Origin of the sequence: Kitasatospora sp. NPDC085879 (genome assembly GCF_040686255.1) — a bacterium.
In the GTDB taxonomy this organism is placed as follows: Bacteria; Actinomycetota; Actinomycetes; order Streptomycetales; family Streptomycetaceae; genus Kitasatospora.
In genome coordinates this window covers 43,875-56,222 of the sequence record NZ_JBFBJZ010000049.1, presented here as the reverse complement: position 1 = coordinate 56,222, position 12,348 = coordinate 43,875, and the positions used below count along the sequence as shown (strand labels likewise).

The following is a 12,348-nucleotide window of genomic DNA, read 5'->3' as shown; positions in this document are numbered from 1 at the left end:
TGAAGTGCACCATCAGGTAGCCGGGATCGGCGGCCGCGGCCCGCTGGGGGACGGCCGCGGCCAGGCCGGTGAAGAGCAGGCAGACGGCGAGCACTGTCGCCGACAGCCGTGCGCGAAGCGCGGACATGGACGTCTCCTGTAGTTGTGGGAATGCCACCAGGGTGAAGGGGGGGCGCAGTGCGACGGGGAAGCTCGATCTCGGTGGGGGCGGGACAGGGCGGACTACCGCACGAGGCAGAAAGGGGCGTGGCCGCAACGGTGTGCCTCCGCGCGTGGTGCATGTCGCCGTGGTGACAGCTGGGCCGTGCGCAGCCCGGTCCGGCGCGGTCGGTGGTGTCGTCGAGCGAGCCGACGTAGCCGCAGGCCAGCAGACCTACCCGACCCATCCCCGCCCGAAAGGGTGGACCTTTTGGAAGACGCGTCTGCCCGCTGGCGGATCGGTACCTGATGGCCGGTCAGGGACTCGCGGCCAGGTGCATCGAGGCCTACGCCGAGCAGCCCGCCTCGCACGCGGAACGCTGGTCCGATCACGCACCCGTCACGGCATTCTTCGACCGCGGATAACTAGGCCGGGAAAGCGAACGTCGTGCCGTGACGTCCTGTCCCCTCGCTGCCCGGAGCGCATGCACCGGGCGCCGGACCTAGGCTGGAGCCAGAGACCGGATTCCCGTTCCGGTATGCACGGCTGCCTGGACGGAGGCGCGCATGGAGACGGCCGGCGTGCGGGACGCACCCACTGCCGTTGTCGTGGTCGATCCGGACGGCTTGGTGAGCGGCTGGAGCGAGGGTGGGCTGCTGTTGCTGGGCTGGGCGGCGGAGGAGACCGTCGGCCGCCCCGTGACCGACCTGCTGGTCGATCCCCCGCCCGGCTTCCCCGACGACGCCGGCACCGACAGCACCGGCTTGATCGCCCTGCGCCACCGGAACGGTTGCACGGTGGACGCCGTGGTGACGGCTCATCCCCTGGGCGGGGGCAGCGGCCGGGCGCTGGGCCTCGTCCTGACCGTCCAGCGCTGGGGACGGCGCCCCGTGATCGCCGACCGGGCCTTCGAGCAGTGCCCCTTCGCCCTGGGGGTGTACGACCCTGACCTGCGGTTCCTGTGGGTGAACGCCGCCGCGTCCCGGGTGATGGCGCACTCGGAGGAGCAGGTGCTCGGCGAGAAGTACCGCGAGCTGTTCCCCGAACTGGACGATGCCGCGTATACCGACAAGCTCTCCGAGGTGGCCAGGACCGGCGAGCCCGCGCGTCTCATCACGATCTTCCGCCCGCTCGGCAGCGCCTACGCCAACGCCTGGGCCACCAGCATGTGGCCCGTCCGGGACGCCGAGGGCACGGTGTGCGCGGTCGCGAACTGGGGATTCGACATGAGCGCCGAGTACTGGGCCCGGCAGCGCCTGCTCATCCTCAACGAGGCCAGCAGCGGTATCGGTCGGACCCTCGACGTGATCAGCACCGCCCGGGAGCTGGCGACGACCCCGGTCCCGGGCTTCGTCGACCTCGCCACCGTCGACCTCTTCGACGAGGTGCTGCGCGGAGAGGAACCGCCCGTCCACGCTGCGGTCACCGCCGGCGGCACCATCACGCTCAGCCGCGCCGCCCAACACAGCGCGAAGGAGGATCCGGACCGGCCTCCCGGACCGGCGACGCCGGTCGGCTACGCCCCCGGCTCCATCGTCGCCCGCTGCATGGCCACCGGCAGGTCCACGGTGCAGCTCGCCGCCGAACCCAGCCAGGGCGGCGAATGGGCCTTCGGCCCAGGTCTCGCCGCCGACCCCGCCCACTGGCCGCCCGGCACCCCGCTGATCGACCCGTCCATCGCCGCGAAGGGGCTCACCGGCCGGATCACCGTGCCGCTGCTGGCGCGCGGCGCCGTGCTCGGCGTCGTCGCGTTCGCCCGCCGCGACCGACCCGAGGCCTTCACCGCCGACGACCTGATCCTGGCCGAGGAACTGGCCGCCAAGGCCGCCGTAGCCATCGACAACGCCCGCCGGTACACGCGCGAGCACACGACCGCGCTGACCCTGCAACGCAGCCTGCTGCCGCAGCGACTGCCGCGCCAGGAGGCGATCGAGGTGGCGTCCGGCTACCTGCCCGCCGGGGCCGGCGCCGGCGTGGGCGGCGACTGGTTCGACGTCATCCCGCTGTCAGGCGCCCGGGTCGCCCTCGTGGTCGGCGATGTCGTCGGTCACGGCCTGCACGCTTCGGCCAGCATGGGCCGGCTGCGCACGGCGGTCCGCACCCTGGCCGACGTGGACCTGCCGCCGGACGAGCTGCTGACCCACCTGGACGACCTGGTCCTCCACCTTCCCGACGACCTCCATCCCGAAAGCCGTTTCGAATCGACCGGCGAGTCCGGGGCCACCTGCATGTACGCCGTCTACGACCCGGTCTCCCGCCGCTGCGCCATGGCGAGCGCGGGCCATCCACTGCCGCTGATCATCGCGGCGGACGGCAGCAGGACCTCGCTGTCGGTACAGCCTGGACCGCCGCTCGGCATCGGTGGGCTGCCGTTCGAAGCGACCGAGGTCGAGGTGCCCGAGGGCAGCCTGCTCGCCCTCTACACCGACGGACTGGTGGAGAGCCGCGAACGCGACGCGGAGCAGGGGATCGCCGAACTGCTCCGGGTCCTGAGCGAGCCGGCCACCTCGCTGGAGGCCCTCTGCGACACGGCGATCACTGTCCTGCTCCCCGACCACCGCACCGACGACGCGGCCCTGCTCCTCGCCCGAACCCACGCGCTGACCGCCGACCGCGTCGCCGATTGGAACGTCGAGCCCGACGTCTCACAGGTGCCGCCCGCCCGGCAGTTCGCCGTCGAGCAACTGGCCACCTGGGGCCTGGAGGAGGAGGCGTTCGTCACCGAGTTGGTCGTCAGCGAGCTGGTAACCAACGCGATCAAGTACGGCGAGCCACCGATCAGGCTGCGGCTGATCCGTGACACCGCGCTGATCTGCGAGGTCTCCGACGCCAGCAAGACCACCCCGCACCTGCGCCGGGCCCGCGCCTTCGACGAGGGCGGCCGGGGCCTGATGCTCGTCGCCCAGCTCACCCAGGGCTGGGGCACCCGGCACACCACCAACGGCAAGACGATCTGGTGCGCGCAGACCATCGAGTCGAGGTAGCGAGCGTCGTACGGGGGCCACGGTCTCGCGCCGGCGGCGCTCGTCGCCGGCGGCTCCGACGTGCACTCCGCGGCCGTCTCAGAAAATTCTTCGAGGGGCGGCAACCTTTTCTCCACCGGCGACCACTGGGAGGTGAAACAGCGACCTGACCTACCGGACGGACGAGCATGAGCACAACGAAGCACGGCGCTCAGCGGGAGCGGCGCGCGCGAAACCGCGGACGAGCAGTCGGCATTCCGCTGGTGTTGACCGCAGTGGCAGCGGTGGCCTGCCTGGCCGTCGCGCTGTTCCCCGGGAGCGGCATCGGCCGGCCGGCCGGCGCGGCCGTGGCGGGGGCCCCGGCGGGCGACCCGACGAGTTCCGGCTCCGCTGAGCCGGCGACCGGCGCGCCGACCGACTCGGCGCAGCCGTCGGCCTCTGCTTCCGTCTCCGCCTCCGCCACCCCGTCCGCTTCGGCCTCGGCCCGGTCCTCCGCCTCGGCCTCGGCCTCGGGCAGCCCGCGGTCCGCGGCCGCGGCTCCCGCGGCGGGGCGGATCCGCCCCGGTGTCGGCTACCAGGGCGTGGCGACCGCGTACGAGGCCGCCGACGGCAACGGTGCCTGCCTGTTCGGCCCGTCCGGCGACATGATGATCGCGGCGATGAACCACACCGACTACGAGTCGTCCCGGGCGTGTGGCGCGTACGTCCTGGTCCGGGCCGCCAACGGGGCCACGATCACGGTGCGGATCGTCAACGAGTGCCCGCTGCCCTGCGCCCCTGGGCAGCTCGACCTCAGCCAGCAGGCGTTCGCCAAGCTCGCCGATCTGAAGGTCGGCCGGCTGCCGATCACCTGGAGCCTGCTGAGCCCCGCCGCCGCACCGGCCACGCTCTCCGTCCGGTACAAGACCGGGTCCAGCCGCTACTGGTGCGGCATCCAGGTGATCGGCCACCGGAATCCGGTCGCCGCCCTGGAGGTGCGGGCCGCCGGCGGCTGGCGACAGCTGCCGCGTACCGACTACAACTACTTCCTCGCCGCCGACGGCAACGGCTGTGGCTCCTCGATCAGGATCACGGACATCTACGGCGAGCACTTGACCGTGGACGGCCTCGCGGTGAGACCGGATGTCGCCCAACCCACTCGGGTCCAGTTCGCCCGGCACTGATCGTGGTGTCCATCCACCGCCACGGTCACGCCGCCGCAGGCGGCGACCGTTCGGTCGCGGTGACGGGCGCTGTCGGCCCGGGCCGATTGTCAACGCACACATCGCGGGGAGAGGGCGACCGGGGGAGGTGCGCTTCGAGGACGCGTCCGCGGAGTTCCACGACTTCTTCGAACGCCACCATGCCGAACTGGTCCGACTCGCCTATCTGCTGACCGGCGAGCCGGACGCGGCCGACGACATCGCCGCGGATGCCCTGGTGGCGCTGTGGCAGCACTGGGACCGCTTCCGGCGGCCCGCCACCCGCTCGCCGACGCCCGGGGCGTGGTGGCCGACCTGGTGCGCGAGCGCATCCGCAGCGCCGTCCGCGAGCGGCGCAGGATCGCGCTGCTCCGGTCTCGCGCTCCCCGGGGCGATCGACCTGCCGGACATGGCCGGCACCTTGGCCATCCGGGCGGCGCTCGCCCGGCTGCCGTTCCGCAAGCGGGCGTGCGTCGTGCTGCGCCATGCCTTCGACCTGCCGGAGCAGGACACCGCGATGGCACTGGGCATATCGGTCGTTACGTGAAGAGCCAGACTTCGAAGGCGGTGGCCGAGTTGGAGCGACTGCTCGGCGTACCGGCGGCCGGCGAGCCGGTGTTGGGAGGGAGGACCCGGTGAACGAAGAAATCGGTCGGCAGCTGCGCGAGGCCGCCGAGCACCACCACCCCGACCGCGCCAAGATCGTCGCGCTGGTCGAGCAGCGCGCGGCCGGCCCGACGCTCCGACACCGCGCGCCCTCGATCGCCCGGTCCGGGCGCAGGGTGGCCCTCGCCGCTCTCGCCACTGCCGGCATCCTGGCCACCGGCGGCCTCGCCGTCGCCGGTGTCGTCAGCGCCCCGCCACCGGCGCCCGCGGTGACAGCGCCCGCCGACCCGGCCCCCGTCGACAGCCCCACCCCGTCCGCGCCCTCCACGGCGACCGGTTCGGCGCCGAGCGGCACCGGCGGGTCGCGGCCGAGTCCAAGTCCGTCACTCCCGACCGGGCGGGTCCAGAACGGTCCGCTGTGGACCGAGGGTTCGGTGGACGGGCACAGCACGGTCTACTGGGGCCAGAGCAACCTCGTCCTCGGGACCTCCCAGCCGCTCACCTCGCTCACGGTGGAGCTGCGGGTCGCGCAGACCGGCGGGCTGCGCGACCCGGCTTCCTGGCGGACCCTGCCGGCCGACGACTTCACGGTCACCGTCCAGGAGTCCGGTGGCTCGCTGGTCTACCGCTGGGTCCTCAAGCCGGGCCGTACCGTGCCGGCCGGGCAGCACGAGTTCGCCGCGCAGTTCAACCACTCCACCGGCGTCCGCGCCACGGCCGGCGACAGCTACCGTGTCGACGCCAAGACCGCCGCCTCCTCCGTCACTCTCCGAGGAGGTTTCGCCCCGGCACACTGAGGGCTTCACCGCGGCGCGCCAGGCGTTTCCGTCCCTACCCGTCGGGCCGGCGGGCGACGGGATGGACGGACAGGTCCAAGGGGTCGGGGATGAGTGTGAGCTCTCACTGACCTTCCGTCAACTGACGGACGGCCTCCTTGGAATCCTCTGCTCGACTTGCGGTGGGTCCGTAAAGGCCATATTGACAGCTCCTCAGGGCCGTGCTTTTCGCCCTGGCGAACGCCGGATCTTCACCTTTCGAATTATTAACGCTAACAGTCCACTACTTGCCGGCGCCCCACCCCAGGGCCGACCCCTGCACGCCGCCCGTCCCTACCGCGCCGGATGACCCCGGATCCGCGCAGGACGGGGGCTCGGCCCTGCCCAACGGCCCGGAGGAGGGTGCAACATGGACACGCGCTGCAAGTCCCGACGGACCTTGCAGCGGCGAGGATGGCGGTCACGGCTGGCCGCTCTGCTCTCGGCGACCTTCCTGGCCGGATTCCTGGTAGCGGTGGACACCACCGGCGCCTCGGCCGCGACGGTCGACACGGCGAAGTGGTACGTGCTGGTCAACCGCAACAGTGGCAAGGCGCTGGAGGTCCAGGGCGCGTCCACCGCCGACGGCGGAAAGGCCGTCCAGTACGCGGACTGGGGCGGCGCCAACCAGCAGTGGCAGCTCGTCCCGGTCTCCGACAGCGGCAGCGGCGGCACCGGCTCGCTTCCGTCCACCTTCCGGTGGAGCTCCAGCGGCGCGCTGGCCGGCCCGAAGTCCGACTCGACGCACACCGTCGAGGGGATCAAGGACTACTCCGTCGTCCGCCACAACGACAAGTGGCTGGTCTATGCCACCACCGCCAGCAAGACCGCCGGCTGGGGCCTGGAGATGTTCTCCTTCTCGGACTGGTCCCAGGCGGCCTCGGCGACCCCGACCTACCTGGACAGAACGAGCCGTTCGCCGGCCGTAACAACGTCACCTTCCCGGGCACCGCATGGACCCAGGACATCAGCCACGGCGAGATGGTCCGGGCGGGCAACGACCAGACCCTGACCATCAACCCGTGCAAACTCCAGTACGTCTACCAGGGACTCGATCCCAACGCCGGCGGTGACTACATCGCACTCCCCTACCGGATGGGCCTGCTGACCCAGACCAACAGCGCCTGCTGAACCCCGCCGGTACGGGGCCCGGGCGTCTCCCCGCCCGGGCCCCGTCCTGCACTTCAGCGTCCGGACCGCCCGGCCGGAAAGGAGAGCCGGTAGTGCACGCCCGTCCGGAGTGCGAAACGCAGCTGTCGCCCGTCGTCGCAGACCCCGTCCGGCACGACCTCGCCCCCGGCCGGGCCCGTGACGACCGGTCGGCCGGAGCCGTCGGGAAGGCGGATGTCGACCGTGCCGTCCCGTGCGGTCCGCAGGTCCGCGCCGGTCAGCGAGCCCTGACGCCAGGTCAGGTCCACCACCGCGCCGCCCCGCGCGCGCAGTCCGCGGACCTCTCCGTCCGGCCAGGACGGCGGCAGGGCGGGCAGCAGCCGCAGGATGCCGTTGTGGCTCTGCAGCAGCATCTCGGCGATGGCGGCGGTGATGCCGAAGTTGCCGTCGATCTGGAAGAGCCGCGGCGGGTGCAGGTCGAAGAGGTTGGGCGCGACGGAGGTCGCGAGCAGGCGCTCGACGGCGTGCCCGGCGAGGGCGCCGTCGCCGAGCCGGGCGGCCAGCGCGGCGACCCACGCGAGGCTCCAGCCGGTGCCGCCGCCGCCGTGTTCCAGCCGGCGGTCCAGCGCGCGGCGGGCCGGGGCGAGCAGGGCGTCGTCGGTGAGCGGGTCGACGGCACTGCCCGGATAGAGGCCGTACAGGTGGGAGAGGTGGCGGTGGCCGGGGTCCTCCTCGGGCAGGTCCTCCGCCCACTCCAGCAGGCGCCCGTCGGCACCGAGCGCAGGAGGCCGCAGCCGGGCGCGGACACGGGCCGACTCCCGGGCGAGGTCGTGGTCGGTGTCCAGTTCCCTGGCGGCCGCGACGGTGTTGTCGAGCAGCTCGGCGGTCAGCCAGTAGTCCATCGTGCAGCCGGCGGTGACGGCGGACAGGGTGCCGTCGGCCAGCCTGAAGTGGTGCTCGGGCGAGGTGGACGGGCAGCTGACCAGGGTGCCGTCCGGGGCCTCGACCAGCAGGTGGGTGACGAAGCGGGCGGCCTCGCGCATCACTGGGTAGGCGCGCTCGGCTAGGAAGGCGCGGTCGCCGTGGAAGAGGTGGTGGTCCCACAGGTGGGCGGCCAGCCACGGCCCGGCCATCGGCCAGTTCGCCCAGACGGGGTCGCCGGAGACGGGGTTGGTGGCGCGCCACAGGTCGACGTTGTGGTGGCAGCACCAGCCGGGGGCGTCGTAATAGGTGCGCGCGGTGTTCCGCCCCGCCTCGGCGATGTCAGCGACCAGGTCGAACAGCGGCTCGTGGCACTCGGCGAGGCCGGTGGTCTCAGCCGGCCAGTAGTTCATCTGGACGTTGATGTTGGACGTCCAGTCGGAGTTCCAGGGCGGGACGACCTCGGCGTTCCAGATGCCCTGGAGGTTCGCCGGCTGGGTGCCGGGCCGCGAGGAGGCGATCAGCAGGTAGCGGCCGTAGGCGAAGAGCAGGGCGGCGAGGCCCGGGTCGGGGGCACCGGCGTTGGCGGCGGCGAGGCGTTCACCCGTCGGGCGGTCCGCTGCGGCCGCCGGGCCGTGGAGGCGGAGCGCGGCGGCGCGGAAGAGCCTGCGGTGGTCGGCCAGGTGCTCGGCGCGCAGCTTCTCGTAGTCCCGCCCCCCGGCGCCCGCCAGCCACCGGCGGGCCTCGGCCAGCGCGGCCTGCGGGCCGTCGGGCTGCTCGCGCCAACCCCGGTAGCCGGTGCCGACGGCGACCAGCAGCACCGCTTCGTCGGCGCCGCTGACGGCGAGTCCGTCCCCGTCGGCGCCGACCTGCCCGCCGACGGTGTGCACGCGCAGCGCGGCGGCGAACCCCGTACCCCGGTCGGGCCCGTAGTCCGCCGGGTGCTCCTGCCTGCGGGTGAGGTGGGACGGGGCGCGTCCGCGGACGGCGAGGACGCCGTCCGGTTCGACGGACGGCTGCGCGTCCGGGTGGGGCGTGGTGAAGCCCGCGCGGAAGGAGAGGGTTCCGGGGGCGTCGGCGGTGAGGCGGACGGCGAGCACCCCGGCCGGGGCGGAGACGAAGCTCTCCCGGCGGTACGCGACTCCGTCCGCCGTGTAGGACACCGTGTGCAGCGCCTGGTCGAGGTCGATCTCCCGCCGGTAGTCGGCGACTTGGTCCGCCTCGGTCGGCGGGAAGGCCAGCAGCAGGGTGGCCAGCGGCTGGTACGCCTCGGTGTCCGGGCCCTGTAGGTGGGCGGCGGCGAGCGCGTCGGCGCGGGCGTGGTCGCGGTCGCGCAGCACGGCCGCGCGGACGGCGGACAGGTGCTCGGCGGCGCCCGGCCGGTCGCGGGGGCCCGGGCCGCCCGACCACAGCGTGTCGGCGTTGAGGTCGATCCGCTCGGTGGCGATGCCTCCGTGGGTCATCGCGCCGAGCCGGCCGTTGCCGAGCGGGAGCGCGTCGAGGAAGTCGTCGGCGGGATGCCGGTACCAGAGCTGGTCGGCAGGGACGGGGGTGGGGACGTGGTCATGGAGAGACACATCGACAAGCCAACAGGACATCCTATGTATCGGGGAGGAATGGCGAACGACGAGCGACTGGATCCCTTGCCTGCTGCCGCCACAACTTTCCTTGAAACCTGGCACTTTGTGGCCTAGATTGCCGCACCCTCTGGACGGATCACGACCACGTCTTCTATAAATCCATCCTATGTATTGAGGAGGAGCAGCCATGGGTGAGCCCGACTTCGCGGGCCTGGCGGCCGTCGTCACCGGCGGCGCCTCGGGCATCGGGCTGGCCACGGCCCGCCTGCTGGCGGCCCGTGGCGCGCGGGTCGCCTGCCTCGACGTGCGACCGGAAGGCGTCCCGTCCACGCTGGTTCGGGCGTACGCCGATGTCGCGGACGAGCAGTCGGTCCGCGCCGGGGTGGCCTGGGCCGCCGAACTGCTGGGCGGCATCGACATCCTGGTCAACTGCGCCGGTGTCGGCGCCCGCGACGGTGTCGAGCTGGGCGGCGAGGAGGAGTGGCGCAGGATGTTCGAGGTCGGCGTCCTCGGGGTGATGCGCACGACCCGGGCCGCGCTGCCGTACCTGCGGCGCTCGCCGGCCCCGGCGATCGTCAACACCTGCTCGGTCGCTGCCGCCGAGGGGCTGCCCGCCCACGTGCTGTCCTCGGCGTCCAGGGGCGCGGTCCGCTCGATGACCCGCGCCATGGCAGCCGACCTGGCCGCCGACGGCATCCGGGTGACCTGCGTCGACCCGGGCTCCCTGACCGCGCCGGGTTCGGAGCCGCTGCCGGAGACCGGCCCCGGGCCGACCCCCGACCGGGCCTCCGCGGAGGCCCGCAGCCGCACCGGCCACCCGGTGACCGCCGAGCGGGTGGCCACCGCCATCGCCTACCTGGCCGGCCCGCACGCCGGTGCCACCACCGGCACCGATCTCGCCGTGGACGACGGCGTGCGCGGCCCGCGCCTCCTCCCCTGCGACTAGGCCGGCCGGCCCGCGGGCCCCGACTTCCGTTCCCGTACGCAAGGAGACACCGTGTCCCGCCCCACTCCGCCCGACCCGAGCCGGTTCCCGCGCCGCACGGTGCACCTGGACTTCCACACCGGGCCCGACATCCCGGACGTGGGCCGGGACTTCGACCCGGCGGCCTTCGCACAGACCTTCCAGGACGCCGCCGTCGACAGCGTCACCGTCTTTGCCAAGTGCCACCACGGCCACCTCTACCACGCCACCGACCGGCCCGAGCGGCACCCCGGCCTCGCCCCCGGCCTCGACCTGCTGGCCGAGCAGATCGACGAGCTGCACGCGGTGGGGATCCGCGCGCCGATCTACCTCTCCCTCCAGGTCGACGAGTACGCCGCCCGGGAACACCCCGAGTGGATCGGACACGGCGAGGACCTGAAACTCAACCGCTGGACCACCTCCGCCTTCGACGCCGGGTGGAACGTGCTCGACATGTCCAGCCCGTACGCCGACTACTTCGCCGACCAGTTGGACGAGGTGCTGCGGCGCTTCGCGCCGGTCGACGGGATCTTCATCGACATGTGCTGGGACCAGCCGAGCGCGAGCCGCTGGGCGGTCGACGGGATGCGCCGCGAGGGCCTGGACCCCGCGGATGCCGACCACCGGGCGCGCTACGCCACCCTGGTGGCCCACCGCTACATGGCGCGCTACTCCGCCATGGTGGAGAAGGCACTGCCGGCGGACGCCGCACAGGGCGTCTGGTTCAACAGCCGGCCCAAGTCCCGGCTGTCCGAGGAACGGCAGTTCGTGCGCCACGCCGAGATCGAGGGTCTGCCGACCGGCGGCTGGGGCTACACCTTCCTGCCGTACGTGGCCCGCTTCGTCCGGCCGATGGGGCTGCCGGCCCTCAGTCACACGGGCCGGTTCCACGAGAGCTGGGGGGACAACGCCGCCCTCAAGCCGCGGGCCGCCCTGCTCTACGAGTGCAGCCAGATGCTCAGCCACGGGCTGACCAGCGGCGTCGGCGACGTCCTGCACCCGCGCGGCACCCCGTCCGCGGCGGTGTACGAGCTGATCGGCTCGGTCTACCGGCACATCGAGCGGTGCGAGCCGTTCGTCGAGGGCGGCCGCGTGCTCAGCGAGGTCGCGCTGGTCTCCGGCCCCGCGCTCGGCGACGACCCCGGGGCGAGCATCATCGGCGCGGTGCGCGCCCTGCAGCAGCTGCGGGTGCAGTTCGACGTGGTCACCCCCGCCTCGGACCTGACCGGGTACCGGGCCGTGCTGGTACCGGAGACCACCCGGGTCGACGACGCCCTCGCCGCCCGGCTCCAGGAGTACCGCACGGGCGGCGGGGCGGTGCTGCTGATCGGGCCCGCGCTGCTGAACGGCACCGAACCGGCCCTCCCCGACCTGCCGGTCGAGGGGTTGGCACCCGCCCCGGGCGGCGAGTCCTTCCTGGCCTGCCAGGGCGTTCCCGGCGCGCCGGAGGACTTCCCGGTGATCAGCCACGGCGCCCGGCTGACCGCTCGGCCCCGGGCCGGCGCGGAGGTGCTGGCCCGCGTGGTGGAGCCGTACTTCCCCCGCAGCTGGGACCGGTTCTGCGGCCACTCGTACACGCCGCCGGCCGACCTCACGGACGAGGTCGCCGTGGCGGTGGCCGACGGGGTGGGCGCGGTGACGGTGCCACTGCTGGAGGCGTTCCACGAACACGGCCTGGAGACGTACCGGCAGCTGCTCGGCGCGGCGCTGGACCGGCTGCTGCCCGATCCGCTGGTGCGGGCCGGCGGGCCGGTCCACCTGGAGACCGGCGTGGTCCGCACGCCCACCGGCACGGTGGTGCACCTGATCAGCTTCGTGCCGGCCCGGGAGACCCCGGCGCTGGACCTGGTGCACGACCCGTTCCCGCTGGTGGACGTGCCGGTCTCGGTGCGCGTGACGGGCGAGCCGAGCGCGGTGCGGCTGCAGCCGGCCGGGCAGGAGCTCGACTGGCAGTACGACGGCGAGTACGTCCACGTGCCGGTGACCAGCCTGGACGGGCACGCGATGGTCGTGGTCGACCACGGCTGACGGTGAGCATGCCGACCACGGGGCGGGGAGCTGCGCGACCG

At 73.2% G+C, this 12,348-nt stretch carries 8 protein-coding genes and 2 pseudogenes; 9 read left to right on the top strand and 1 reads right to left on the bottom strand.

Annotation, left to right across the window (positions count from 1 at the left end):
* Positions 1-441: 441 nt before the first annotated feature.
* The 7 genes and pseudogenes from AB0P35_RS29925 to AB0P35_RS29895 form a co-directional block, all read left to right on the top strand.
* Positions 442-564, top strand: a pseudogene (locus AB0P35_RS29925) (exodeoxyribonuclease III); the annotation flags it as partial.
* 141 nt (positions 565-705) lie between these two features.
* On the top strand, positions 706-3,123 hold the full coding sequence (locus AB0P35_RS29920; RefSeq protein WP_363516875.1) for a SpoIIE family protein phosphatase: 2,418 nt from the start codon (positions 706-708) through the stop codon (positions 3,121-3,123).
* Between the two features lie 245 nt (positions 3,124-3,368).
* On the top strand, positions 3,369-4,265 hold the full coding sequence (locus AB0P35_RS29915) for an expansin EXLX1 family cellulose-binding protein (protein ID WP_363516872.1): 897 nt from the start codon (positions 3,369-3,371) through the stop codon (positions 4,263-4,265).
* A 127-nt stretch (positions 4,266-4,392) separates the two neighbouring features.
* Positions 4,393-4,922 (top strand): annotated as a pseudogene (locus AB0P35_RS29910) (sigma-70 family RNA polymerase sigma factor).
* Positions 4,919-5,686, top strand: a complete 768-nt coding sequence (locus AB0P35_RS29905) for a hypothetical protein (RefSeq protein WP_363516870.1) — start codon at positions 4,919-4,921, stop codon at positions 5,684-5,686. Before AB0P35_RS29910 ends, AB0P35_RS29905 begins: the two are co-directional and overlap by 4 nt.
* Positions 5,687-6,074: 388 nt before the next feature.
* A complete protein-coding gene (locus AB0P35_RS29900) occupies positions 6,075-6,716 on the top strand; it encodes a non-reducing end alpha-L-arabinofuranosidase family hydrolase (RefSeq protein WP_363516867.1) in 642 nt (213 codons plus the stop codon).
* The gene (locus AB0P35_RS29895) at positions 6,671-6,835 is read left to right on the top strand and encodes a hypothetical protein (RefSeq protein WP_363516884.1); all 165 of its coding nucleotides are present in this window, start codon (positions 6,671-6,673) and stop codon (positions 6,833-6,835) included. Before AB0P35_RS29900 ends, AB0P35_RS29895 begins: the two co-directional genes overlap by 46 nt.
* A 53-nt stretch (positions 6,836-6,888) precedes the next feature.
* Here the strand turns inward: AB0P35_RS29895 and AB0P35_RS29890 are convergent, their stop codons facing one another.
* Positions 6,889-9,312 (bottom strand): glycoside hydrolase family 95 protein, encoded by a 2,424-nt coding sequence (locus AB0P35_RS29890; RefSeq protein ID WP_363516864.1) that lies wholly within the window; start codon positions 9,310-9,312, stop codon positions 6,889-6,891.
* A 190-nt stretch (positions 9,313-9,502) separates the two neighbouring features.
* Between AB0P35_RS29890 and AB0P35_RS29885 the strand changes: the two genes are divergently transcribed.
* Both AB0P35_RS29885 and AB0P35_RS29880 read left to right on the top strand, forming a co-directional pair.
* Entirely contained in the window at positions 9,503-10,261 is a 759-nt protein-coding gene (locus AB0P35_RS29885) for an SDR family oxidoreductase (protein ID WP_363516861.1), read from the top strand.
* A 51-nt stretch (positions 10,262-10,312) separates the two neighbouring features.
* Entirely contained in the window at positions 10,313-12,307 is a 1,995-nt protein-coding gene (locus AB0P35_RS29880) for an alpha-L-fucosidase (RefSeq protein ID WP_363516858.1), read from the top strand.
* Positions 12,308-12,348: the final 41 nt, after the last annotated feature.